Below are 24,332 nucleotides of genomic sequence, written 5' to 3' on the forward strand. Positions count from 1 at the left end.
GTAGCTGAAGAGGCAGTGCTTTAACACCACGTCGCGGATGTGGGACGCGGTGACGGCCGTATCGGACACCTGATAGGTCATGCCGAGGTTGAAAGCGAAGTAGTAGAAGTCGACATAGCGAGGCCGGACGTCGGAGTTGAAGTCGATACCGCCGACAGTGCCCTGATAGTAGATGCGCGCATATCGGGCGGCGTAGATCGTGTGCAGCATCGCCCACACCGTCAGGATGGCTCCGATGCACAGTCCGGCGTAGGCGCCCTTGTCTTCATCGTTGGCGGAGATCAGGAGTATTCCGATTGCCGCCAGACTGGCCACCAGAATCAGCAGCATCGCCAGATCACCGAGCTCGTCGTCCATATCCTCGCTACGTGCGCGGGCGCGCGTTTCGTCGGGATCCATGGGCCACAACACAACGAGCGACCACACTACGTTGATGGCCGCTGTCACAATGGCGACGGTGAGCAGCCCAACCTGCCAACGCTGCAACAACACCCACGTCAACACGCCTGCGGTCATGCCCGCCACAAGCGCAATCCAGAATCGTTTGGCCCCGGTCATAACCGCTCCCGCAAGAACACCGTCATCCCGACATCCAACAGCGCGAACACGAAAAACGGAAGGCACATCATGCCTTCTCGCTCTTACTTAATAACTCACACCGATTGGCCTGGGCCAGGATTCAAGTCCTACTAGGGGTTCGGCGTACTCGTTGCCGTCGTAGGAGCCGTAGTCGTGGTCGACGTCCGGTTGCTTGGCGCGGGGGCCTCGTCGCGGTCCTGCCATGCGATGAACAGGGCGGTGAACACCGCCGCCGAGAACACCGCCGCGGCCAGAAACCAGAGGATCGGCCGCTGGAACCAATGCACCGGTTCGGCATCGCGATAGTCACCCGGCGCCGGGCTGAACATCACTTCGGGCCGTGCTTCCGTCGTCGGCGCCGAGTAGTCCTGGTACTCCTCTAGTTCCGGAGATGTATCGGCTTCGGACCAGGCCAGGCCGCCGGACTCGACGGTGTCGATGGGCGCCGATGCCGGGCTCTTGGCGGTTTCCTCACCCGCAGGCACCGGCCGCATCATGGTCGCTTCGGGCGACAGCATTGTTGCGTCCGCAGGGGGCGTTTCGTCGGGTTGACCGGCCATGAGCGCGGCACCGTAGGCTGCGGCGAGCTGAGGCTGTGGTGCTGCGACGATCGGGCATCGCAGTCGTTCTGAAAGCTGTTGAGTGACAAGGGGGATACCGGAGCCACCGCCAACGGTGAGGACAGCGCTGACGCCGGCAGGTGTGATGTTGTGAGATTCCAAGGTTTCCTGGATCTTGCCGATCAATGCCGAAAGCGGCTCGCGGATAAGCTCTTCCAGCTCGCTGCGGGTGAGCCGCACATCGGCGGACAGCCCCGGCAACTCAACCGGAACAACCGTTGTGGTGTCGGTCGACAGATGCTCTTTGGCGGCGCGACAGCGATCACGCAAGCGCGTCAACGCTCCCAGCGAGGCGGTTCGATCCGGATCCTGATTGAGGCCGGTCAAGACCTGCGCCAAAAGTTCCTGGTCGATCCGCTGCCCGGAGAAGTCACGAAAGCGAACGGTCTGGCCTATCGGCGCACCGCTGCCTGCCGCATCGGCCAGCGTGATGCTGGTACCGGTTCCGCCGAAATCGCAGATCACGACGACACCATGATTAGGGACACGATCACGCACGCTCAACAGCGCGGCGCGTGCGTCTGGCACCAGCTTCATGGGCTGACCGCCCGGCGCCAGCGCGGGCACCTTGTCTATGGCGGCACGCAACGCGGCAATGGCGGGCGCACCCCAATGCGCGGGTACGGCAGCCGCGAGTGCCGGTGGACTGTCGAAGTTCGCGACCACGGCCGCGTCGGCGATCATGACTCTGATGGCCTCGGCCATGACCCAGTCGGCACTGTGCACGGATCCATCGGCGCCAACGATTCCCACCGGATCACCAACGCGGTCGACGAATCCGGCGAGCCCCAGACCTGGCTCCTTCGGGACACCAACCTCCGAGGGCCGGTCCTCATGCAGGGTGAGCAGTGAACTTCGCACGACGGGAACGCCGCCCGGGTCCCCATCGGTAGCAACCAGCTGTGTAGCCCCGATCGACATTCCGAGTGAGTTCATTCCCTACCTGTTCGCCTGTTCCTTGGTGATTCTAGGCGGGCCATCACAGGGCAGACGCCTAGAGGGCGCTTGCATCGATGATGGCGGCGGCGAATTCCCGGGGCGCTTCTTGCGGGACGTTGTGTCCGATCCCGTCAAGTACACGGTGCGCGTACTTGCCCGTGAACATCTTTCGGTAGGCCGCTCCATCCTTAGCCGGCCCATCGAAATCACTGCCGATCGTGATGGTTGGCACGCCGATGGTGGGCTTGGCCGCCAGCTTGCCCTCGACGGCGTCATAGCGCGGCTCGCCCTTGGCCAGGCCGAGCCGCCACCGATAGTTATGGATCACGATGTCGACATGGTCGGGATTGTCGAATGCGGCGGCCGAGCGGTCATAGGTGTCATCGTCGAATTTCCACGTCGGTGAGGCGTTGTGCCAAATGAGCTTGTTGAAGTCGCGGGTGTTCTGGCGATAGCCACGCAGGCCGCGGTCGGTGGCGAAGTAGTACTGATACCACCAGCCCAGCTCCGCCTGCGGCGAGAGTGGCTGCTGGTTGGCCTCCAGGTTGACGATGACGTAGCCGCTCACCGGGACGAGCGCTTTGACTCGTTCGGGCCAGATGGCGGCGACGATATCGGCGTTGCGGGCACCCCAGTCGAACCCGCCCAAGATGGCCGCCGGAATCTTCAGCGCGTCCATGAAATCGATGACATCGGTGGCAAGTGCGGCCTGCTGCCCGTTGCGGAATGTGTCGCCGGACCTGAAGTGGGTGCTGCCGTAGCCACGCAGATACGGCACCAGCACCCGAAAACCCTTGGCGGTCAACAGCGGTACCACATCGAGATAACTGTGAATGTCGTACGGCCAGCCGTGCAGCAGGATTACCGGCGGCCCGTCGGCCGGGCCCTCGTCGACGTACCCCACAGTGAGCAGCCCGGCATCGATCTGTTTGAGGGGCGGGAACTCTGTCCGCGGGCGCGTCGTGTCGACACTGGCGCCGTTCGAGCATGCCCCAAGGGTGGTCGCACCGACCGCTGCGGCAAGTGCCACCTTGGAAAATCCGCGTCTGCTGATCATGTCAGGGAACCGATTCTGTAAGTGGCCTGTTGGCGTCGACCACCAGGTGACGACGGCGTGGGACTTTACCGCGCCCGGGTTACGCGTGACATGGAGTTTGGATATCGTCGCACCGCCACTGACCAGCGGTTGCAAATTGTCTATGCGACGATGGCTCGATGGACGCAGCCAAGCTGTTCGTCGCTGGCGTAATCGTCGCCGGCGCCGCGCTATCCCTGTCGGCCCCATCCGGGGCCGATCCCGTGGTGCCGGGCCCCCCGCCCGGGCCGGCGACTCCGGATGCGGCTGCGTCCGCGGCGCAACCTCTGGGTCCACCGCCGCCACCGCCAGCACAACCCTTGGTGCCAGAGATCGCCAACCCGACGTACGGCTCGGGGTCCGGGGGTCCGCTGGGTGCCATTCGCGACCTCTGGCATCAGGCCCATGACGGTCCGCTCGATACGCCCGAGGGTGTGGCCGGACGTCCCGCGGGCGCGGGCCCGGCACCTCAGTTGCCACCGGGGTACATCTCCACGAACGCACCGGAGTCCTCGAACCCCGGGAGAATCCGGGACCCATATGCGGCGCCGGAGCCGTCCGGACCGCCGCTGCCGCCCGGGTATCACTCCCTGAACGAGCCCCCGCCTCCCGGATACGAGCCGACAGGTCCTGCTCCGGCGGGCACCACACCGTGAGCGGCCCGAAGATCGCAGGTGGGGTGGTGCACGAGCTGCCTACGGATCTACGCACGGCGTTGATCGAGAACCCCACGGCGCTGGCTTTGTGGCAGGACATCACGCCGCTGGGGCGCAACGAGTTCATCTGCTGGGTCGAAGATGCCAAGCAAGAGGCCACCCGGGAACGCCGCATTCGGCGGACCCAGGAAGAACTGGAAGAAGGCAAGCGCCGACCCTGCTGCTGGCCTGGGTGCAAGCACCGCGAGCGCAACGGCAAGTAATCGCCACCAGCAGAGCACCTAGACTCAGCTAACTTGCTTGTTGTCCCTTACACCTGCGTGCTGCCACGCGATAGGAGTTCGCCCCCGTGAACAGCACGTCGGAGACGCTCATGCGGGGGCTCTCCGCTCGCCATATCCGCTTCATCGCGTTGGGTTCGGCCATCGGGACGGGGCTGTTCTACGGATCGGCAGAAGCTATCCGGCAAGCGGGCCCCTCGGTACTGCTGGCGTATCTGTTGGGCGGGGCCGTGATTTACCTGGTGCTGCGGTCCCTGGGGGAGATGGCGGTACGCAGCCCAGTCGCCGGATCATTCGGCGAATATGCGACGCAATACATGGGGCCGATGGCCGGGTTTCTCACCGGCTGGACCTACGCCCTGGAGATGGTCGTCGTCTGTCTGGCTGACGTCACCGCGTTCGGTGTCTACATGGGTTTCTGGTTTCCCGAGGTGCCCCGCTGGATCTGGGTGTTGTCGATCATCTTCTTCATCGGCGCGATAAATCTCCTGAGTGTCAAAGTGTTCGGCGAGGTCGAGTTCTGGCTCAGCTTGGTGAAGGTCTTGGCCATCGTGGCGATGATCGGTGGCGGTATCGCAATCCTGCTGTGGGGGACATCCACCGATCGCGGTGCACCGCAAGGCGTCGCAAATTTGTGGAACGACGGCGGGTTCTTTCCCCACGGGCTGGCAGGGTTCGTGGGCAGCTTCATGATCGTGATGTTTGCGTTCGGTGGTACCGAGATCATCGGGGTCACCGCGGGTGAGGCCAAAGATCCCGCGCGCACGATTCCCCAGGCCATCAACACGGTTCCGGTGCGCATCATCCTGTTCTATGTTCTGACACTCGCGGTGATCATGTCCCTGTATCCCTGGCGGTCGATCGATTCGAACAGCAGCCCGTTCGTCCAGATATTTGAAGGGCTGGGGTTCAATTCGGCCGCGACCGTGCTGAACGTCGTTGTGGTCACCGCGGCGCTGTCCGCGATCAACAGCGACATTTTTGCCGCCGGGCGGATGATCTACGGGATGGCTCAGCGGGGCCAGGCTCCTGCGATCATGCGGCAGGTATCGCGCAACGGTGTCCCGTGGATGACCGTGGTGGTCATAACGGTGGCTTTGCTCATCGGTGTGGTGTTGAACTATGCGATTGAGGAACGCGTTTTCGTCATGATCGCCTCGGTCGCCACCTTCGCGACGATCTTTGTCTGGCTGATGATCCTTTTGTCGCACTTTAGGTTCCGGGCGCTATCGGCACCCACCGATATATCTGCTGCCCCCTCCTTTCCGGTACCTGGCTGGCCGTACCTACAGGTGTTCGCGACCGCGTTCCTGGTATTCGTCATGATCCTGCTGGGCTTCAGTGCGGATACCCGAGTCGCACTCTTCGTCGGGGCAGCCTGGCTGCTGTTGCTCACGGTCGGCTACCGGGTATCACGCCAGACTGGGTGATGCAGGGGAGGCTTACAGTTGGAAGGGCGCTCGAACAGCTCACGTAAGGAGTTCCTCGTCATGACGGACATATCCGCGTTCTCCGAGTTGGTCGACCTCGATCACGGCCTCTGCGTGTTGAGCACGGTTCGGGGCGACGGCAGTGTTCAGTCGTCGGTGATCAATGCCGGCGTCATGCCACATCCGCGTACGGGCGAACCGGTCGTCGCGTTGGTAGCGGCAGGGGGCACCAGAAAGCTGGACCATCTGCGTGCCGATCCGCGCGCCACCATCGTCGTGCGCGCGGGCTGGCGGTGGGTAACCGTGGAAGGCGACACCGAGATCATCGGTCCCGATGACCCACAGCCCGGTGTCGACGGCGAGGCGCTACGACTCCTGCTGCGCAACATCTTTCAAGCAGCCGGCGGTACACATGACGACTGGGATACCTACGACCGTGTGATGGCAGAGGAACGACGGGCGGCTGTCCTCATCACAGCGCGCCGCGTCTACTCCAATCCGACGAACGGGTAGTGGGCTCGGCTATTTCCGGACCCTGGCAGTCCTCTTTGGGCTGCGGTCACCGGCAGGGAGCATCATCTCGGCCGTGGTGCGCAGGTGCCCCCGCGCTTCTTCAGCGGTGAGCTCGCGGGAGAGCCAGCGGGACACCAGACCCTCGGTGAGCGCATTGAGGACCGATGCCGTGCGCTCGGCGTCCACAACTTCGGATACCTCGCCGATGTCCTGGGTGGCACGGATGGCGGCAGCGGTTTCACGTGTCCATTCTTCGGATGTTCGCGCAAGGGGTTCGCGCATCGGTTCCTCGTAGACCGCGCAAGCACGTAATTCGTTCCAGACCAACGAGTTCTCCACTACCGCGGCGGAGTCCTGGATCTCTCCGAGAATGTGCTCAATGAGCTGGCCGCGCGATACACCGGAACCGCTGGCAGCCTGTCGGTACGCGCGCGCCTGGTCGTTGATGTAGGTGAGGGCCGCTGCGAGCAGGCCATCACGGTCCTTGAAGTGGTAGTAGAGCAAGCCCGACGAGACCCCAGCGACTCGCGCGATGTCGCTGACGCGCAGGCCTCGGACACCGTTCTCGGCGATGGCGGCGGCGCTGGCCTGCAGGATCGCATCCTGTCGACTGGTCACCCGACACACTCCCTTCCACGCTGAACAACTCGCTACATGCTAGGGAATGCTTCCGCCCCCAGCCATCAGGACAGGGCTGGCTGCTGCTGGGTGATGCAGTGGATACCACCGCCGCGCGCGAAGATCTCGCGCGCATCCACCGTCACCACTCGGCGGCCCGGGTACTCCTCGGCGAGAATGTCTTTGGCGGTGTCGTCGGCCGGATCGCCGAACTTGCAGGCGATCACGCCGTCGTTGACGACAAGATGGTTGATGTAGCTGTAATCCACCCAACCCTCGCCGTCGCGAAGTACCTCCGGTGCTGGGATTCGCGTTATTTCCCACGGTTTTCCCCGAGCGTCATGGCTCTGCGCCAGCAGGTCGACGATCTCCTTGGTGACCTCGTGGTCCGGATGCGCGGCGTTGTTCTGTGCGTGTACCAGCAGCCGGCCCGGCGACGGGATGGCGACCACAATGTCGACGTGGCCATTCGTGCCGAACCGCTCGGCATCACGAGTCAGCCCGCGGGGCAGCCAAATCACATGCCGCGCGCCGATCGTACGTGCCAATTCTGCTTCCACCGCAGGCTTGTCCAGTCCGGGATTACGTGCGGGATCGAGCTGCACGGTCTCGGTGACGAGCACCGTGCCCTCGCCGTCGACCTGGATGCCGCCACCCTCGTTGACCAAGGGGGAGGAGACAATCTCCGCTCCGGCGAGCCGGCCGACAATCCCGCCGATGTGTGCGTCGTTGTCCCAGCGCGCCCAGTCGCAGGCACCCCATCCGTTGAATACCCAGTCCACCGCACCCAGCCGACCGTCTGCGCCGCGCACAAAGCTGGGGCCGATATCTCTCATCCAGGCATCGTCGAGCGACGCTTCGAACAGCTCGATCTCCCGCGAGAGATACGTGCGTGCGGCGGCACGATCGGCCGGGTCGACGATCATCGAGACCGGCTCGAAGTCGAGGATGGCGTGTGCGACCGCGGCCCATGCGGTGCGTGCCTCGTGCGCGGATTCCGCGTTCTCGAAGACGGTGGCACCCTGCGGCGGAAACGCCATCCAGATACGTTCCTGCGCGGCTGTTTCCGACGGCATCCGCCAGTTCATCATGCTTGTGAACCGTAGGGGTTCGCCATATCGACCGGCACTGCCAGCCGGTCGTAGGTGTCGGGTCTACGAGTTATGTTGAACGGGAACAGATCTAGCCAATCTTGGCGCTGCTCGAGGTCCAAATCTGCCACCAACACCGCTGCCGCATCACGCGGGGCCTGTGCGAGAATCCGGCCGTATGGATCGGAAATGAACGAAGATCCATAGAAGTTCACGCTTCCCTCATCGCCGAAGCGATTGGGCACGATCATGAATGTCCCCGCGGTGATCCCGTTCCCGACGATCACGTGCTGCCACAGTGGTCGAGTATCAAATGCCGGGAACGCGGGCTCCGAGCCGATCGCTGTGGGGTAGACCAGGATCTCCGCGCCCGCCAGCGAGTACATCCGCGAGACCTCGGGAAACCACTCGTCCCAGCAGGTAGGCATACCGACTGCGGCGCCATCGAGTTCGGCCGGGCGGTACAGCGGATACGCATCTTCGGCGGGTCCGGCGCGAAAATAGGTGTCCTCGTAATAACCCGTAGTGATGGGAATGTGCAGTTTCCGGGTGCGCCCGACTAGCTCACCGCCAGGTGATACCAGGATGGCGGTGTTATAGCCGAGCCCGTCGGCGGCATCGGCGCGTTCGTACAGCGAGGCGTGCACCAGCACGCCGTTCTCCTTCGCGGCCTGCGCGGCAAAGGTGAATGTCGGTCCGGACAACAGGTCCTCGGCACTTGTACCCGGGTTCGCGTCTGCCCGTACATCCGCGGGGTAACGGGACAGTGTCAGCTCCGGCAGGAACACCGCCTTTGCGCCCTCTGCGGCAGCCAGCCGGATGCCTTCAAAAAGTTGGTCGCGCAGGTGCTGCGGATCGGCGAGCCAGCGGTGCTGCACCAGGCCGACTCGCAGCGGCGCACGCTGTGGGTCGCGTACACGTGCCGGCGACGTTGGCGGTGTGGATGCGGTTTCGACGACAAATGCCGATGTGGGCATTGCATTACCTCCTGAGGTGATCACTCACTACAGCGACGGTAGAACAAACTGAAAATTCAGTCAAGATTGATTCTGGGTGCACTTGCGCACCTCATACGGGGGAGTACGCACTGGCGCCCACCGGGTGCATGAAAGGGTTGATCGCTCAGGCCGCTCAGATCGTGACGCTGCAAGTCGGCGTAGGCCACAAGGACCGTGCTGCCGAGACTTATGCGGGTGAGTCCTTCCGTGGAGTATCGCGGATGCCGCGGTAGATACCGCGGCTGACGATCCAAGGCTGCAGTACACGTTCGACCGACCACGCGGGGAAGCGAAATGCGTGACCGGACGGAGCGAAAACTTCCAGTCCGTCGGGCTGCGCCCCGAGCACCGAGCCCCAACGATGTGCCGCTGGACGGTATGTCCGCATCGGCCGGCCGGAGGCCGCGGCCCGAACATTGTGAGCCACAAGGTGATCGGCACGATTACGGGCGGATGCCCGGAGCGGGTCCGTTGCCGCGACGTCTCCGACTGCGAAGATATTGCGATGGCCGGGAACCTGCAGCTGGGGCGTCACCCGCACAAAGCCATGCTCATCGCGTAGCTCAGGAGGCAGCCAATCCGTATTGGGGCGCACGCGACCGGTTGCCCACACCACCGCTCCGGCGGACGCCGGCGATTGCCCCGAGCTCCACTGAACCGGCTGGTCGGTGATCCGGTCGCACGCGAATCCCTCGGGGATGAGTGCCCGGTGTCCTGGGTGCAATCCAACGTGTAGTTCGTTCAGTCGCCGACGAATCCGGTCCCACACTCGCGGCGCGTGCTGCGTCAGCGCGCGCTCGCCGGGAAAGTACAGATCAACTCGTAGATTCGGCCATGTCATCGCCAGGTTCGCGGCGCTGCTCACGGCGGCGGCCCCTCCGCCGATCACGATGACCGAGCGTGCCGAGATCAACCGCTGGTGCGCCGCACGCAGGTCCTCGGCCACATCGGTGCTCGACTGCAGACTCGGCTGTCGCCAGAACCCGTTGCTGACTCCGGTCGAGATGATCAACGTGTCATACGGTTCGGTTAGCGCTGAGCCGTCCGGGTTCTGGGCGAAAACCGTTCGGGCGCCAAGGTTGACACCGGTAAGCGTGGCGTGCACAGTACGCACGCCGTCCAGTGCGCGGAACCGCTCAAACGGGATCCAATAGTTGCGTGTCCACTCGTCGGGACGCGACAGCCGTACACCCAGCTCTTGCCCGCTGACCAATCCGGGCTTGGCGGAGATGCCCACGACATCGTTGTGCCGAGCGAGCCGGATCGCGGTCAGTAGGCCGCTGTCGCCGAGCCCGGCGACGACGACTCGTCGGCGGCTCACGCTGATATCCGCGGCGGGCGCGGCACAAACCGTGACACCCGCGCGATCACGTCCTGATACTCGGGTCGCCGTTGCAGACTGCGCTGTTCCATCATCGGGATGCTGGAACCCAGGAACATGCCCAACATGGCCACCGCGCCGAGGCCCAGCCACCACGCGTCAGCGGGAGATGTCGCAACACCGAAGAGCGCCACGGAAAGCCAGAAACTGAACTCTCCGAAGTAGTTGGGATGGCGGGACCACGACCATAGGCCGCGGTCCATCACCTCACCGGGTCGACGACCACGGGTAAACCGATGCATCTGTGTGTCGGCGACCAGCTCCAGGGCAACCGCCCCAAGACCGACGACACACGCGATCGCCGTCAGCCAGCGCAGATCTCCTCCGGGGCGCGTCACCGTGGCATATGCCGGCAGCATCCCGGCGAAAACCAGTAACGTGGGAATGAGATGGATCGCCCCCAGATCGGCCAGGAAGCTCCATCGCCCAGCGCTGGCGCGCAGCATGGGGTAACGCCAATCCTCATGGTGCAGACCAGGAAACGAATACACCCAGTTGGCCGTGAGACGCACGGACCATAGGGCGACTACCGCCGCGAGGAGCCAACAGCGCAGTTCGTGCACACCGGATTGGCTCCACCAATAGATCAGCAGCAGTGGAGGTATCACGCTCCAGTAGGCGTCATAAAAGCTCGAATTGCGGTACAGCCTGCTGAACACGAATATTGCGACGGTGGCCAAGACGTCGGCGATCAAGGTATCCAGCCACATGCGTCCCGTACTCGGACCCCAGATCAGCCATGCGGCGCCCACCCCCACGGCGACGAGGTAGGCCGCGCCCACCAAGGCCAGCGATTGCGCCTTGCCGCGCATAGCGGTCGCGCCGTTCCCCCTAGACCTAGAAGTCACGACCGTGGTTTCCCTTCCAATGCGGGCTCTTGACTGCTTCCAGAGCTTCGGAGAGAAACCGACCGAGAGGCTGCCGGTGTCCGGTCTGTTTCACCCATTGCCGAAATCCATAGTCGCCTGCGGCAAAGGCAAGCTGAGCCAACAAACCAGGTCGCATGTCGGCGTCGGTGTCAACACCCATCCGTGCCGCGAGCAACTTCGCGGCGCGCTCCCGATCCGCGGGCGTATTGAGGGTCAGCTTGTGAAGGAATTCCGGGGCAACCAACAGAGCCTGCCGCCACTCCTCGACATCGTCCTCATCAAAGAGCCGGGCGTGCTCGACGATGCAGTTGATCATCGCGAGGTCAGGAGACTCCCGCGCGGGTCTGCGCTCCAGAAGATCGACGATCGCGGCGCCGCCGTGACGTACCGGCCCCAGGAGTAGCTCCTCTTTAGTCGGAATGTGCCGAAAGAAGGTGCGCGCCGAAACTCCTGCCGCTGAGGCGATTTCTTCGGTGGTTACGGCGTCATACCCGCGTTCGACAAACAATCGAAACGCAGAGCGCCTGATGTCCGCTCGAATCTGTGTGCGCTGCCGGTCACGCAAGGAGCCGCCGGAGTCACCCATGGGGGGCTCCCTTCAGCAGTGCCGGCCCGCTGGCACCATATGACTATATGACAGTGACTGTCAACGAGTCATGCGACCCGAAGCAGCGCGACGAGAAAGTCCGACTTGTCGGTGAACGGCCGCAGGTCCCACGTGGACAGCAACAGTTCCGGGACGAGGCCGGCCTCCGCAGCGTCGTCGAAGAACCGACTGAACTCGTAGTCGCGGCCGGCGCCGAATCCGATTACGGCCCGACCGTCGGTCGACAGATGCGCGCACAATCGGCCCAATACCTGCGCGCGGGTGCTCGGAGCAAGGAAAGCCATGACGTTGCCTGCCGACACGATGATGTCGAACGGTTCGGCGATCCCACGCGAGGGCAGATCGAGTTCGGCGAGATCGCCTACGAGCCAACGCGGGCCCGGATGGTCATGTTCGGCCGCCGCGATGAGCACTGGGTCGACGTCGACACCGACCACGTCGTGACCGGCCGCAGCAAGGAATCCGCCCACTCGGCCGGAGCCGCAGCCTGCGTCGAGAATCCGGGCACCACGAGGTACCAGCGCATCCACGAGCCGAGCCTCACCCGCCAAATCCGCCCCCTCGCGGGCCATCGAGCGAAAGCGCTCGATGTACCACTGCGAATGGTTTGGATTGGCCGCGACCTTTTGCATCCAGAGGCTCTGTTCAACCATGCAGTCATTGTCGCAAGGGGCGCAGGTCGGCATGTGTGAACCGATCACTGGATAACCGGTCGCACGCCGATTCTGGTGTTAATCTCAATGGCAACCCCGCAGGTCACTGACGTAAAGAAGGGGTCTAGGAGATGCATTACCGCGCGTGCGCCTCAGCAATATTGATGGCCATGGTCGCACTGGCCGTACCGGCCTGGGCAGAGCCACCATGTCAGTTCTCCGGAGGCCTGGGACCCGATGCCGCATGCACACAATCCCGGGATGACGACGACGTCACATCACCGTGGATGTGGCCCGGCGACGACGGATTTGGAATGGGATTTGGTACACCCGGATTCGGCTGGCCCTAATCTGGGGACGCGTTTACCCGGCAGTTCTCAACTTAAACAAGCACTTTGGAGGCGTTGCGCTCGGCGCGCTTGGCCTGGCGGTCCAGGTACTTGGCCTTGACTTCCTCGAAGTCGGACGAGGTTTTCTTCAGCTCGCCAATGATGCGTGCCAGGTCCTCGCGGTACCACTCGCCCTCGCCGTTGATGTCGTCGCGCTCGAAGATGCGCCATTTGCGCAGCACCGGCAGCACGACCTCGTCGAGGTGCGACTGCGGGTCGTAGACGCCGCCGGTGGCGATGGCTACGGCGTTGCGGCGGAATCCGGGGATGGTGTAGCCGGGCATCGTGAAGTTGTCGAGCACCTTATGGACAGCCTGGACCGCTTGGTTGGGGGCGATTTCCAGGCCGGCCGAGACCATGTTGCGGTAGAAGATCATGTGCAGGTTCTCGTCGGTGGAGATGCGTTTGAGCAGCTCATCGGCGACGGGCTCGGCGCAGGCCTTACCGGTGTTGCGGTGCGAGACGCGGGTGGCCAGCTCCTGGAACGTCACGTAGACCACCGAGTCGAATAGGCTGTCCGAGAACGGTATGTTCTGACGGTTCTGGCCGGGGGAGAACCCGCTGGTCATTTGCGCGATGCGCAGCTTCTCCAACTCGATCGGATCGACCGAGCGGGTCACCACCAGGTAGTCGCGGATGGCGATGCCGTGGCGGTTTTCTTCCGCGGTCCAGCGGTTGACCCAGGTACCCCACGGTCCGTCCATGGTGAAGTTCATCGCGATCTCACGGTGATACGAGGGCAGGTTGTCCTCGGTCAACAGGTTGGTGATCATCGCGATCTTCGCCAACTCCGACAGCTTGGACTGCTCCGGATCCCAGTCCTGACCGCCCAGGGCCTTGTAGTTCTTGCCCTCGGACCACGGGACGTAGTCGTGCGGGTTCCAGTCCTTGGTGACCCCGAGGTGCCGATGGACATTCTCCTCGACCACAGGCTCAAGCGCGTGGAGCAGCTCCAGGTCGGTAAAGGCCTTCTGCATGGATACGTTCCTCAGATCGGGGAGCCAGACAGAAACTGCAACTACCAGTACCCGTATCCAGCGGTTACAGAAATCTATCATGTCGCAGCCGGCCGCGGGCCGTTACGCGCAATCGTGCGTCCAATTCGTAACATCCCGAATCGGCACTCGAACATGGCCGGCAGATTCCGCAATCGCCGGTTCGGCCCGCAGGTTGCGGTACGCGGCATCTAAAATCATTGCACCCCAGGCAGTTACAAACCACCGCTGGCATGTCCCGTAAATGGGGGTAATGTCCGTGACATACCGATCACCACGGCATAAACCTGGCCCTAACTGTTTGCCTCATACAAATCCCTTTGTCTGAGCCCCGCGGAGAGACAGAGAGTACGTATGACACAGACACAGGCACAGAGACAGACGGAGTACCCCGGACCGCCGATCCGCTTCACGTTGGGCCCTCGTAAGACCGGCAGGATGAACGGCGCGTGGTGGCCGCAGGACGACAGATTGATCGCGCGAGAGCTGTCACCGTTGATTGAGGGGCTAGCCGCGCACATCGGTGCGGTTAGCCAGGTATCACTGAACTGGAAGGCCGGCTCACCTCGATCGAGCATGAGGTCGGCCGCTATGCCTCCGCACCTCGCGGGTCAGCCGTTTCATTGGGTGATCACGCTCCGGGGTGAACACCGGACGATCAGGATGCTGATGGTGCCGTCGCACACCAACAAGATTCTCGCAATGACTGTCATGCGCTTGGCTGCGCAGATGCCCCTGCTTGATTCTCCCAAGGAGGGCGAAGTCACCACCGCGCTCCGAATAGTTATGGCTGCCTGAGAATTCCGCAGGCCTGACACGTCCAGCGGCGCCTTCGTAATTGCTGTCCGCAACAGAACTCTCGACGCCAACGCGGCTCGCGTTGCCCTCAGGGCACCGTCGACCGCTGCGCACTAGGCGAGACAACGACTCTGCGAAAAATCCGGGCTTTCAGTGCCATGGCGCGTTTCTCCACGACGAACCAGCTCAATGCGGCAACGGGGAGGGTGGCTGCGGTAGCGAGGATGAAGAACAAGAACGGATTGAACCTCGCCAGCCCGAAGGCGGCCAGCAACTGTTGAATCGGGAATGCGTAGATGTACACGCCATATGACAGGTCGTTGCGTAGTCGCGTCCTCCGGATGAGTGCTCCGGAGGCGATGACGGCGTAGGCGAGCGGCAGGGCGCCGATCACGCGGTAGTTCTGCATGAGAGCCGACGCCCCAACAACCGCGACGCTCAATACGACCAACCACCAGCGGACGGGAATCTTGTCCTGGTACTGGTAGAACAAGGCGCCCGCAAGGAACACGACAAAGAAACGCGACAGCATCTGCGGCCAGGTGTACGAATCGGGTGTGTACGAGAAGTGGGCGGAACAGAACAGCGCCACGACCAGCAGGATGAGAATCACCCACCGCCGCTTCAGGAGACCTGTCACTCCGAGTACGGAGACCATCACGTCGCAGAGCAGCACGAAGAACAACGTCCAGATGGAGCCGTTCCACACTCCGGGATACGGCACGTCGGTGGGGGTGCCGTCGATATCGAAATAGGCCACATTGAGAAGGCCGTTGTTGACCACGTAGCCGAGCTCCGACGAGAAGGCGAGGGAGGTGTGCTGAACCCTCGCCGCAATCGGCGCGATGACGAAAGCGATCACCATCAGGCATATCCAGAGGCCGGGGAAGATCCGCAGGACACGCGACGACCAATACTCCTTCAAGTTCGGACGACGTATCCAGGCTGCGGTGATGAGAAACCCGGAAATGACGAAGAAGCCGTCGGCAAATATATCGCCAAGCAATCGGGCCACTGGTTCGTAACCGATTTCACGGCCGGTAAGTGGCCACGAATGCCAGAAGACCACGCCAATAGCGAGAATGAGACGCCATGAGGTTAGAGCGTTGCGGCGCGGATCAAATACCTGCCCAAGCTTCATAAACCTCCTTGGGCGCCGATGCGGTGTCTTTACTTTTGTTAAAAGAACATACTGCACAATCGCGTGTGGCGCTGGTGCCGCCTCACCTCGGAAATCATGACAACGCCAACACTCAAGTTGTTTACGAATACGTCGGGCTTTTCTAAAATCAAATGAGCGAATGCCGGTAGTTACACAACATGCTTTACCAACGTGGACGTTGCACGTGGAAGCCATATTCAACAGTGCGAGGTCCGATGGGATCCCCGCTGTTATCGACGTGAATGGTTTTCGCGCCCTAGCTAACGGCGGCAAATTTGAGGTGAAAGACGGCGCCTAAGGGCTCATTTGCTGCCGGTGCCCGTCAAACGTCTTCGGCGGCCGCGCTTAGTGGTGGGATCCCTCAGCGGGTGCCGGGTTCGAGTGCCAGCAGTGCCTGCGCCTCTATCGCTGCAGTCATAGGCCGCGGCAGTTGCACACATCCACGTTCATCCAAATCCACCAGGATCTGCTGCACCTTACGCAGATAGGAGTGTTTCTCGCCCGGGTGATCGGTCGCGTGCGCGTGGGTATAGAGCTTCGCGGCGGTACAGAGGTCGGCTTGGTCGTCGCCGTCCAGATAGCTTGTGCCCGCGGCCTTGCCATCGCGTTCACAACGCACCCACGCACGCCGCAGTGCCTCGACCGCAGCGCGGTATCTGCCTGCGTAGGCGGCATCATTCGGATACTCGTCCGTGGCCAGCGCCTGTGCCTCGCCCAGTGCTGAATGAAAGTCCATCACCGGCACCCGCCCGATGTCGGTGACACCCGGGTAGCGCAAATATCGCTCCGGCTCGAGCTCATAGGCGCCGTATTCGGAGAGCACCCGGCGATGCGCCACACGCGCTGCTTCCCACAGCCGAATGTCGGCTGCCGGAGATGCCGCCGGCGTGATCAGCTCCCGGTCCTCGGTCTCGGCCGTGTGCCGTGGTTTCACGGGTTTCGGTGGTCGCTCGGTCCTTGTGCGTTGCTGCTCAGACGGTTTGGAGTCCGTCGACGCTGACTGTGCTTTGGGCTGCGCACGTTCGAGCCGCCTCCGAATCTCAGCGGCCACCGGATCGGTCTCCAACAACGCCACGTGATAGGCCAGGCCGTCGTCGAATGTCAACTGCAGGTAACGGATCCCTCGAATTCGTAGATCGCAGTCAACGGGTGATACGCGGGTGTCGGGGGATTGGTCGAGGGAGAGCGCCACGTCGACGAGTTCGTTCAGTGGCCGCACCACATCCTTGCTGTCCTCGGTACCGATCAGGATCTGACCGTCCACCACACCGAGCCGCACCGCAGACCGCCGCTGCACCAACGGTCCTAGCGCTGCCACCGCGAACGAGCCGCTCAACAGTCCACCCACCACCAGTACGACAACCAGGGCATCGACTCCCGCAAGAGCCAGCACGGGCAGCAATACCAACGCCGCGACCAGCAGGACCGCGCCGAGCGGAACCCGCGCACGGGCAAGGCCGCTGACGTACTCGGTGCGGGTAACCAGAGCCAATGAGTCGTGCACCCGGGCATCGGCGGTGCTCATCACTGCCGGCTCCTGCAACGCATGACAGGAACGCTACCGTGTGATTCGCCGACAGAATCAGTTGCGTAGGGTGACCTCAATGTCTTCTGCAGCAACGGTTTCGGTGAAGCCGATTATTCGTGGAATCGGCGGCGGTGCGTGCCTGGGTGCCGGTGTTGCTCTCGGCGCCTACTCGGGTGGATGGTTCCTGCTGGTAGCGGTGCTACCCACGCTGATCGGCTTCGGTCTCGTCGCGGGAGCGATCGAGCGGTCGCGAACCACGGTCGCCAGGGGTGAGCCCGTAGAGGTCCGCGTCGACCTCATCGATCGATCAGCACCGAGATTGATGGCCTCATCGACACTCATCGCCGGCGAGGCATTTCCGCGTGGAGATGCGCCATTCCGATTCCAGACCAATGCCCGACTGTCCACTGGCCATCTCGCGGATCTAGTTGGCAACGGCTACGGGTCACTTCCCTCGGACGCACTGGGAGAGCCTGGTAGCGCGCCGATCACCGAGCACCGGGTGTCCGCAACACAGATACCGACGGTGCTCGCGGCGGTGGCAGCGATGTGGGCCACGATCCTGGTGCCATCAGGCGACTTCTGGAACTTCAAACTGCTTACGGCGCAGTCGCAGTCAGCGATACCGGCGACCACAAGCGAAGTCGATACCGGGCCACCGGCGTCGATCCCGCCCTTGTCTCTTGGGTACGAGATCCGGCGATGACTCGATATGCCATCGGCCCGGTCGACCGTAGCAAGGCCATCTACAACCCGTCCGGTGACTTTCTCCGCGAGGGTTCGCAGACAAGAGAACTACTCGCGGAACATGAGAATGATCGTGTCGAGCACGTCCTGTAACCCGCGATCGCGCCTGGCTGTGTCGTCCCGGTACGTCAAGCACGTCAAGAGCCGGAAACTCAGATCTGATATCGGAACAAGGACCAATTCGTCGTATTCCAGCGTGTTGGGTTCACCCGCTGAAGGCATCGGAGCCAGGTTGAAGGCCTCACCTGCCGCAATGCCATGTTTGACCCGCGCGCCGTCGCCGAGCGTAAATTCTGCCCGTTTGAGCTGCCCATGCTTGTCCAACTCTGTTTCTACATCGCGCCGGTACTCGGTGTCACTGTCACGCCGATCGCCGATGTAATCCAGCGCGAGAAGCTCCGCTACAGCGATCGATTTGCGAGAGGCGAACTGCTCTCGCGAGAGCACCGCGCCGATTCGTTCTTTCCAGACAGTGGTGTAGGACAGCACCGTGGCCTGAGAGTTCGGCCTGACGAACCCGAAATCCAGCCTCTCGTGCAGTATCCCGTCGATGATGTCGGCACTCACCAGGGGCGCCTGGGTGAGCTTGAATTTCTCGGTATTACTCTCCCCGAAACCGGTCAGTTTGGCCTGCAACACCGGAGGAAGCCATGGGGGGATACCGCAGCGGATCTTTCTGACCGGCAGCGGCCCCTTAGAAATCTCATCAGGCATCCTGTCGAACTTCTCAATCACTTCCTGCGCAAGAGGAAGCAGCCTGGCGCCCTCATGGGTGAGCGTGACCGAGCGGGTGTCGCGAACAAACAGGTTTGCGCTGAGAACCCGCTCTGCATTGCTTATCCGTCTACTAAGAACAGAAGGCGTCAGATGCAGCTCCCGTGCCGCCTGGGAGAAGCTCAATCTGTGTGCGACCGCTACGAAGCAGCGCAAATCATCCAGATTTAGGCTTCGCACACTCACGCGACGAGCATATCGTCACACTGATCTTGATCAGGCCTGATATCCGGGCTGGGTTCAGCCAAGACCGGATCTCCAACCCCACCAGCTGGACTCGGCAAATACAATCGTCCGATGCCGACAACCGAACCCCGTTATGACGCGACTGTCCCATGCTGATCGGCATCGCGGCGGCGTTGCTCGCGTGCCTCGGATACGGAACAGCGTCGGTGTTGCAGGGTTACGGTGCCCGTCAAGCCGGCGCAAAGACTCACGAACCGGCCGGTGACCATGGGCCGACACTTCGATCGACCGTCGCCGCCGCGCTGACTCCCGCGTTTATTGCCGGCATGGTTCTCGATCTCGTCGGCTTCGCGGGCAGTCTGGTTTCGGCTCGGCTGATTCCGCTGTTCCTGTCCCAAACGATCATGAGCGCGAACCTGGCGGTCACCGCGGTGCTCGGCATCGCGGTCCTGGGTGTTCGTCTGCAGCGGCGGGACTGGCTCGCGATCACCGCCGTCCTGTTGTCGCTATGTGTGCTCGGCGCGACAGCAGGTCCGCTCGGCGACGACTCTGCGCCACCGGCATTTCACTGGGGTGTACTGATCACCTCAATCACCGTACTGCTCACAGGAATTGGGCTGATTCGCCTACTCGGAACCCGGGCTGCGATTCCCGCCGGGTCGTTGGCGGGCATCCTGTATGGAGGGATGGCTATCGCGGTGCGGGTGGTGAACGGTATCGAGCCGCTGAGCCCGAAGGTGCTACTCGCCGATCCCGCGGCCTATGCGGTGGTCATCGCGGGCGTGGGTGGGTTCTACCTATTCACCGTCGCGCTACAGATTGGTTCGGTCAACGGAGCAGCGGCCGCATTGGTCGTCGGAGAGACGGTAGTGCCCGGTGTTATCGGCGTCGTGCTGTTGGGCGACACCGCGCGCCCCGGAATGGGCTGGCTCGTTGCCGTCGCGTTCGTCGCTGCGGTCGTTTCCGCGGTAGCCGTAGCAGTGTTCGGTGCGGCCGAGAACAGCCAGGCGCTGGCGTCGGAGCCTGCTCAATGACCTCGTGCGTCCACGAAACACAGTTGTTCACAGCAGAGATCATCTGGTTCTGCCCGCAGGTGCCGATTGCTGTGTATGTATCGGACATGACGTGAGAATGCCCGCAAGCCGCTGAGATCCCGCTGAGAACAACGTAACCGGGCAGGGGAGTGACCGGGCCGTCCGCCAAGCCGAGTTACTCGACTCCCACGGTGACTTCGGTGGACTTGATGAACACGGTGGCCGCCTGGCCAACGGTGAGCCCGAGGTCGGCCACCGCGTCCTTGGTGATCGACGACGTGACGACCTGATCGCCTCCGTCGAGCCGGATCTTCACAATGGCCATCACGGTGCCAACGTTCACCTCGGTGATCGTTCCGGTCAGCTGATTGCGGGTAGACAGGCGCATGACATGTCCTTACGTCGGTGTCGGGATGTCCGTTCAGGCTAGTAAACCCGGCTAGATCGACGGCTGACGCCGCGGGCCGACCAGAACGGTAGGTCCAGGAGCCAGGCCAGCCCGGCGTGCGCGACGGTGTGTACGGGCAGATCCAATGTGTGCAACCGCGCGTGATCCCAGCGGAAATCCAGAATGACGTCCCGCAGTGCCGGCGGCACCTGCGCCCACAATCGGAGTCGGGCACGTGAAGGCACACCCGCATTATGTCGTTGGGCCGCAACAATTCCAAGTATATTGCGAGGGGCAAGTGGGCCCGCGCCCCACGCTATTGCGGCAGCGAATCGCGACGGCGCCGCCACGTACACTGCCGCAATGACATGGTTCTCCCGTAGGCGAGGCAAGAAGGAAGCGCCCGCTCAGCTCAGTCCCGACGCCAGCGCGTTGGTAGACCAACTCGTCGACCACCACCATGACCGAGAGTGGCCTACCGCGATCGGTTGGTACCTGCCTGACGACGAGCCGCCGTGGCATGTGCTGGAGGAGCTGCGCCGCAGTGGCTATTGCAAGATTGAGCGGGACGGTGACGAGGTCGAGGTCGACTTCACCGCGCTCGGCCTCCAGACCTTCGCGTGAGTACTGCACGCATGGGAGTGCTACTGCTGCTGGCAGCAGCTGGGGTCCAGGACGGTACAGAGTGCGGTGAGCGCATCGGGCACCGGTCGGTGAAAGACATTCATACCGCGTCGATCTGACTCAATCAGGCCCGCTTTGCGAAGCTGGCCCATGTGGTGGCTGACGGTCGATTCAGTGAGTCCAAGCAGTCCGGCAAGGTCGCCACTGATGATCTCGCGGTCGGGGGCGCTGAAGAGTTGGGACATGATCTTGACCCGCACCGGGTCGGCGAGGGCCTTGAGTCGCAGTGCGACCTCAAGGGCTTGTTCGTCGGACATCGGGCCTGCCGCGACGGGCGCGCAACACACGGGCGCGGACGTATCCACCAGGGGGAGTGCCTTGGGCATGGCTCCAGCATCCCCAATGCTTTGACATATGTCAAAGACGTGGCACACTGGCCATTGGCCGACTGGTTCGATAAATATCTCATTAGTTGTGGAGGTGGCTTTGGTGTCTCGTGTGCAGCTGGCGTTGAATGTTGACGACCTCGACGCATCAATTGTGTTCTATTCCAAACTGTTTGGTGTAGAACCGGCAAAACGGAAACCGGGCTACGCCAACTTCTCGATCGATTCGCCGCCGCTGAAGCTGGTGCTCCTGGAGAATCCGGGTCATGGCGGCACCATCAACCATCTCGGGGTCCAGGTCGACTCCAGCGAACAAGTGCACGACGAGATCGCTCGCCTGACCCGGGCGGGAATGTTCACCGAAGAAGAGATCGGCACCACGTGCTGTTTCGCCACACAGGACAAGGTGTGGGTCACCGCGCCCGATGCCGAGAAGTGGGAGATCTACACGGTGTTGGCCGATTCGGAGACCTTCGGCGCCACCCCTCAGCCACACGCCGATAACCCCGACCTGCCCCTCGACGTGCCGGCGCCCGCATCGTGTTGCACTCCCCAATGACTCGGGCTGTCACCGATGCTGCGCCGGGCAAGTTGTCGACCCTCGACCGGTTCTTGCCTGTGTGGATCGGAATGGCGATGGCCGCCGGATTGCTGCTCGGGCGCTGGATGCCCGGCTTGAACTCAGCATTGGAAAAGGTTCAGGTCGAAGGGATCTCATTGCCGATCGCGATAGGTCTGCTCGTCATGATGTATCCGGTGCTGGCCAAGGTCCGCTACGACCGCCTCGACACCGTCACCGGCGACCGCAAGCTCTTGATCGGCTCCTTGGTCTTGAACTGGGTGCTTGGCCCAGCACTGATGTTCGCCCTCGCGTGGCTGCTGCTGGCAGACCTGCCGGAGTACCGTACCGGCCTGATCATCGTCGGCCTAGCCAGATGTATTGCGATGGTGATCATCTGGAACGATCTGGCGTGCGGGGACCGCGAAGCCGCCGCCGTGCTGGTGGCACTCAATTCGATGTTCCAGGTAGTGATGTTCGCGGTGCTGGGCTGGTTCTATCTGTCGGTGCTGCCCGGCTGGCTGCACCTGCCGCAAACCACTATCGCAACCTCGCCCTGGCAGATCGCCACATCCGTGCTCATTTTCCTGGGCATCCCGCTTACGGCGGGATACCTCTCACGGCGCTTCGGGGAACGCGCCAAGGGGCGCCAGTGGTACGAAACCCGCTTCCTACCCATCGTCAGCCCTTGGGCGTTGTGGGGCCTGCTGTTCACCATCGTGATCCTGTTCTCCCTGCAGGGTTCCCCAATTTCCTCCCACCCATGGGATGTGGCCCGTATCGCGGTGCCGCTGCTGGCCTACTTCGCGATCATGTGGGGCGGCGGCTATCTGTTGGGGGCGGCCCTCAGGCTCGGATATCCGCGCACGGCTACGCTCGCATTCACCGCGGCGGGCAACAACTTCGAGCTGGCCATCGCCGTGGCAATCGCCACCTATGGCGCAACCTCCGGCCAGGCCCTCGCAGGCGTCGTGGGCCCCCTCATCGAAGTCCCCGTCCTGGTTGGACTGGTGTATGTATCACTGGCACTGCGGCACCGATTCGATCATGAACTCCACCACGTTTCATCTCCGGCCGCCCCAGAGGAAGTAACCGAACGATGATCGACGGAAAGCCCACGGTGCTGTTCTTGTGCACCCACAATGCCGGCCGCTCGCAGATGGCCCTGGGATTCTTCACCCGGCTCGCCGGAGACAACGCCATCGGGCTGTCCGGCGGGTCAGAGCCCGCCGATGAAATCAACGCGGCGGCAATTGAAGCCATGGGTGAGGTCGGTATCGACATCACCCATGAATATCCCAAACCCTGGACTGACGAGACCGTGCAGACTGCCGACGTCGTGATCACCATGGGCTGCGGAGACACCTGCCCATACTTTCCCGGAAAGCGTTACGAGAACTGGGAGCTGCCGGACCCAGCCGGACGGTCCGTCGAAGCGGTCCGCCCCATCCGCGATGACATTGAGCGGCGGGTCCGGCACCTGCTAACCGAGCTCGGCATCACGGTCACCTAACCCGGCGTTGGTTGGTTGCTACTCGGTGCCCCGCGACAGCAGCGCCTCGAGTTTGTCGCGGGTATCTGTGTCATGCAACGGGAAGTAGATAACGATGTGCACATTGGGGACGTCGGACGGCGTGAGTCGGTGATGTTCGAAGGTTAATTCGCCCGCGTCAGGGTGGTGGAATCGCCGTTCCCGTGAGGTGAATCGCCCAATCTCGTGCTGTGCCCATGCTTGTGCGAATTCGGTGCTCTGTTCGCGAAGGCGCTCCACCAACGCGACATGCGCCGGGTCGCCGAGCAGCGCGCCCGCCTCGGCACGATACTCGGCAAGGAACCGCCTACTCGTCGTCGGCCAATCGGGCAACATCTGCCGCACGTACGGGTCGGTGAAGATGAACTGCAACAGATTTCGATCTTGCGGCGGTGTCTCGGCGATGTTCGGGTACAGGATCTCGTAGGCGCGGTTCCACCCGCCGATGTTCCAGTCCGGTGATACGACAAAGGCGGGGGAGGGCAGCAGACCGTCGATCAATCTCGACAGGTGATCGGGTAGGGGAGCCGGATCGGGTGCGGCATTGGTCGGCAGGGCCGCGAAACCTGCCAGCTCCAGCACGTAGCCGCGCTCGGCCGCGGAAAGTCGCATGTTCAGGGCGATGGCCTCGAGCACCTGCCGGGAGGGGTTGATATCGCGCCCCTGCTCGAGCCACGTGTACCAGGTCACGCTCACCCCTGACAGCACCGCGATCTCCTCGCGGCGCAATCCACTGGTGCGTGCGCGGCCGACGGGAGGTAACCCGTGGTCGACACGGACCAGATGCTCACGACGGGTACGCAAGAACGCGCCGAGTTCCCTGCGCCGCTCATCCATTCCCGCCATGGGCTGATCCTATTAGTCTCAGTACTAGTAGTAGTGCCGTCTTCCAACTCCCGGCCCCCGCGTGGGCCAATGGAT

30 protein-coding genes are annotated in these 24,332 nt (G+C 62.7%); 12 read left to right on the plus strand and 18 right to left on the minus strand.

The genetic code is table 11. From position 1 onward, the window contains the following. The 3 genes from B4393_RS17460 to B4393_RS17470 form a co-directional block, all read right to left on the minus strand. Nucleotides 1-558: DUF1345 domain-containing protein (locus tag B4393_RS17460; RefSeq protein WP_078335375.1), on the minus strand; the 558-nt coding region annotated here is incomplete at its 3' end. A 131-nt stretch (nt 559-689) separates the two neighbouring features. Then, nucleotides 690-2,135: an Hsp70 family protein gene (locus tag B4393_RS17465; RefSeq protein WP_078335153.1), complete on the minus strand. Its 1,446-nt coding sequence runs from the start codon at nt 2,133-2,135 to the stop codon at nt 690-692. A gap of 58 nt (nt 2,136-2,193) precedes the next feature. Continuing rightward, entirely contained in the window at nt 2,194-3,195 is a 1,002-nt protein-coding gene (locus B4393_RS17470) for an alpha/beta fold hydrolase (protein ID WP_078335154.1), read from the minus strand. Between the two features lie 158 nt (nt 3,196-3,353). Here B4393_RS17470 and B4393_RS17475 point away from each other — a divergent pair, with 158 nt between their 5' ends. The 4 genes from B4393_RS17475 to B4393_RS17490 all read left to right on the plus strand — a co-directional run bounded on the left by B4393_RS17475 (nt 3,354) and on the right by B4393_RS17490 (nt 6,093). Next, nucleotides 3,354-3,869, plus strand: coding sequence for a hypothetical protein (locus B4393_RS17475; protein ID WP_070939875.1), 516 nt, complete (start codon nt 3,354-3,356; stop codon nt 3,867-3,869). Beyond that, the gene (locus B4393_RS17480; protein WP_078335155.1) at nt 3,866-4,132 is read left to right on the plus strand and encodes a YdeI/OmpD-associated family protein; all 267 of its coding nucleotides are present in this window, start codon (nt 3,866-3,868) and stop codon (nt 4,130-4,132) included. The genes B4393_RS17475 and B4393_RS17480 overlap by 4 nt, the downstream gene beginning before the upstream one ends. A gap of 86 nt (nt 4,133-4,218) precedes the next feature. Then, nucleotides 4,219-5,580, plus strand: coding sequence for an amino acid permease (locus B4393_RS17485; RefSeq protein WP_078335156.1), 1,362 nt, complete (start codon nt 4,219-4,221; stop codon nt 5,578-5,580). Nucleotides 5,581-5,640: 60 nt separating this feature from the next. Beyond that, complete coding sequence (locus B4393_RS17490; protein WP_078335157.1) at nt 5,641-6,093, plus strand: TIGR03618 family F420-dependent PPOX class oxidoreductase; 453 nt, start codon at nt 5,641-5,643, stop codon at nt 6,091-6,093. A 9-nt stretch (nt 6,094-6,102) separates the two neighbouring features. Here the strand turns inward: B4393_RS17490 and B4393_RS17495 are convergent, their stop codons facing one another. The 7 genes from B4393_RS17495 to B4393_RS17525 form a co-directional block, all read right to left on the minus strand. Next, nucleotides 6,103-6,711 carry a TetR/AcrR family transcriptional regulator gene (locus B4393_RS17495; RefSeq protein WP_078335158.1) on the minus strand — a complete coding sequence of 203 codons (609 nt, stop codon included), beginning with the start codon at nt 6,709-6,711 and terminating at the stop codon, nt 6,103-6,105. Between the two features lie 65 nt (nt 6,712-6,776). Continuing rightward, entirely contained in the window at nt 6,777-7,799 is a 1,023-nt protein-coding gene (locus B4393_RS17500; protein ID WP_078335159.1) for an agmatine deiminase family protein, read from the minus strand. Then, complete coding sequence (locus B4393_RS17505; RefSeq protein WP_078335160.1) at nt 7,799-8,779, minus strand: nitrilase-related carbon-nitrogen hydrolase; 981 nt, start codon at nt 8,777-8,779, stop codon at nt 7,799-7,801. Before B4393_RS17505 ends, B4393_RS17500 begins: the two co-directional genes overlap by 1 nt. 208 nt (nt 8,780-8,987) lie before the next feature. Continuing rightward, nucleotides 8,988-10,121 (minus strand): FAD-dependent oxidoreductase, encoded by a 1,134-nt coding sequence (locus B4393_RS17510; protein WP_078335161.1) that lies wholly within the window; start codon nt 10,119-10,121, stop codon nt 8,988-8,990. Continuing rightward, nucleotides 10,118-10,993, minus strand: a complete 876-nt coding sequence (locus B4393_RS17515; protein WP_078335162.1) for a DUF1295 domain-containing protein — start codon at nt 10,991-10,993, stop codon at nt 10,118-10,120. Before B4393_RS17515 ends, B4393_RS17510 begins: the two co-directional genes overlap by 4 nt. 25 nt (nt 10,994-11,018) lie before the next feature. After that, on the minus strand, nt 11,019-11,636 hold the full coding sequence (locus B4393_RS17520; protein ID WP_078335163.1) for a TetR/AcrR family transcriptional regulator: 618 nt from the start codon (nt 11,634-11,636) through the stop codon (nt 11,019-11,021). Nucleotides 11,637-11,704: 68 nt separating this feature from the next. Beyond that, the gene (locus B4393_RS17525; protein ID WP_078335164.1) at nt 11,705-12,310 is read right to left on the minus strand and encodes a class I SAM-dependent methyltransferase; all 606 of its coding nucleotides are present in this window, start codon (nt 12,308-12,310) and stop codon (nt 11,705-11,707) included. Between the two features lie 131 nt (nt 12,311-12,441). On the opposite strand from B4393_RS17525, the gene B4393_RS28395 reads away from it, so the two are divergent. Further along, a complete protein-coding gene (locus B4393_RS28395; RefSeq protein WP_078335165.1) occupies nt 12,442-12,660 on the plus strand; it encodes a hypothetical protein in 219 nt (72 codons plus the stop codon). Nucleotides 12,661-12,692: 32 nt separating this feature from the next. On the opposite strand, the gene B4393_RS17535 is transcribed toward B4393_RS28395, so the two are convergent. Continuing rightward, nucleotides 12,693-13,676, minus strand: coding sequence for an acyl-ACP desaturase (locus B4393_RS17535; protein WP_078335166.1), 984 nt, complete (start codon nt 13,674-13,676; stop codon nt 12,693-12,695). Between the two features lie 456 nt (nt 13,677-14,132). Between B4393_RS17535 and B4393_RS17540 the strand changes: the two genes are divergently transcribed. Beyond that, nucleotides 14,133-14,492 carry a DUF5994 family protein gene (locus tag B4393_RS17540; protein ID WP_078283085.1) on the plus strand — a complete coding sequence of 120 codons (360 nt, stop codon included), beginning with the start codon at nt 14,133-14,135 and terminating at the stop codon, nt 14,490-14,492. A gap of 88 nt (nt 14,493-14,580) precedes the next feature. On the opposite strand, the gene B4393_RS17545 is transcribed toward B4393_RS17540, so the two are convergent. Beyond that, entirely contained in the window at nt 14,581-15,633 is a 1,053-nt protein-coding gene (locus tag B4393_RS17545) for an acyltransferase family protein (RefSeq protein ID WP_078335167.1), read from the minus strand. A gap of 382 nt (nt 15,634-16,015) precedes the next feature. Further along, nucleotides 16,016-17,179 (minus strand): hypothetical protein, encoded by a 1,164-nt coding sequence (locus tag B4393_RS17550; RefSeq protein WP_078335168.1) that lies wholly within the window; start codon nt 17,177-17,179, stop codon nt 16,016-16,018. Between the two features lie 79 nt (nt 17,180-17,258). Between B4393_RS17550 and B4393_RS17555 the strand changes: the two genes are divergently transcribed. Further along, a complete protein-coding gene (locus B4393_RS17555; RefSeq protein WP_133052601.1) occupies nt 17,259-17,888 on the plus strand; it encodes a hypothetical protein in 630 nt (209 codons plus the stop codon). 89 nt (nt 17,889-17,977) lie between these two features. Here the strand turns inward: B4393_RS17555 and B4393_RS17560 are convergent, their stop codons facing one another. Next, nucleotides 17,978-18,889, minus strand: a complete 912-nt coding sequence (locus B4393_RS17560; RefSeq protein WP_078335170.1) for a LysR family transcriptional regulator — start codon at nt 18,887-18,889, stop codon at nt 17,978-17,980. A 149-nt stretch (nt 18,890-19,038) separates the two neighbouring features. Here B4393_RS17560 and B4393_RS17565 point away from each other — a divergent pair, with 149 nt between their 5' ends. Continuing rightward, nucleotides 19,039-19,923, plus strand: a complete 885-nt coding sequence (locus B4393_RS17565) for a hypothetical protein (protein ID WP_078335171.1) — start codon at nt 19,039-19,041, stop codon at nt 19,921-19,923. A 175-nt stretch (nt 19,924-20,098) separates the two neighbouring features. Here B4393_RS17565 and B4393_RS17570 read toward each other — a convergent pair whose 3' ends face one another. Beyond that, complete coding sequence (locus B4393_RS17570; RefSeq protein ID WP_078283026.1) at nt 20,099-20,311, minus strand: TOBE domain-containing protein; 213 nt, start codon at nt 20,309-20,311, stop codon at nt 20,099-20,101. 38 nt (nt 20,312-20,349) lie between these two features. After that, nucleotides 20,350-20,556 carry a hypothetical protein gene (locus B4393_RS27560; protein WP_133052602.1) on the minus strand — a complete coding sequence of 69 codons (207 nt, stop codon included), beginning with the start codon at nt 20,554-20,556 and terminating at the stop codon, nt 20,350-20,352. A gap of 187 nt (nt 20,557-20,743) precedes the next feature. Between B4393_RS27560 and B4393_RS17575 the strand changes: the two genes are divergently transcribed. Further along, nucleotides 20,744-20,935: a hypothetical protein gene (locus tag B4393_RS17575; protein WP_078335376.1), complete on the plus strand. Its 192-nt coding sequence runs from the start codon at nt 20,744-20,746 to the stop codon at nt 20,933-20,935. 20 nt (nt 20,936-20,955) lie between these two features. On the opposite strand, the gene B4393_RS17580 is transcribed toward B4393_RS17575, so the two are convergent. Further along, complete coding sequence (locus tag B4393_RS17580; protein ID WP_078335172.1) at nt 20,956-21,321, minus strand: Rv2640c family ArsR-like transcriptional regulator; 366 nt, start codon at nt 21,319-21,321, stop codon at nt 20,956-20,958. Nucleotides 21,322-21,424: 103 nt separating this feature from the next. Here B4393_RS17580 and B4393_RS17585 point away from each other — a divergent pair, with 103 nt between their 5' ends. From B4393_RS17585 to B4393_RS17595, 3 genes are read left to right on the plus strand one after another with little or no spacing between them, the layout of a single operon-like run. Continuing rightward, nucleotides 21,425-21,880: an ArsI/CadI family heavy metal resistance metalloenzyme gene (locus tag B4393_RS17585; protein ID WP_078335377.1), complete on the plus strand. Its 456-nt coding sequence runs from the start codon at nt 21,425-21,427 to the stop codon at nt 21,878-21,880. Further along, a complete protein-coding gene (gene arsB, locus B4393_RS17590; RefSeq protein ID WP_078335173.1) occupies nt 21,877-22,983 on the plus strand; it encodes an ACR3 family arsenite efflux transporter in 1,107 nt (368 codons plus the stop codon). The genes B4393_RS17585 and arsB overlap by 4 nt, the downstream gene beginning before the upstream one ends. Further along, nucleotides 22,983-23,393, plus strand: a complete 411-nt coding sequence (locus tag B4393_RS17595) for an arsenate reductase ArsC (RefSeq protein WP_413816156.1) — start codon at nt 22,983-22,985, stop codon at nt 23,391-23,393. The genes arsB and B4393_RS17595 overlap by 1 nt, the downstream gene beginning before the upstream one ends. A gap of 18 nt (nt 23,394-23,411) precedes the next feature. Here B4393_RS17595 and B4393_RS17600 read toward each other — a convergent pair whose 3' ends face one another. Continuing rightward, nucleotides 23,412-24,257 (minus strand): helix-turn-helix transcriptional regulator, encoded by an 846-nt coding sequence (locus tag B4393_RS17600; protein WP_078335175.1) that lies wholly within the window; start codon nt 24,255-24,257, stop codon nt 23,412-23,414. Nucleotides 24,258-24,332 lie beyond the last annotated feature (75 nt).

It is taken from the genome of Mycobacteroides franklinii (genome assembly GCF_002013895.1).
Classification (GTDB): domain Bacteria; phylum Actinomycetota; class Actinomycetes; order Mycobacteriales; family Mycobacteriaceae; genus Mycobacterium; species Mycobacterium franklinii.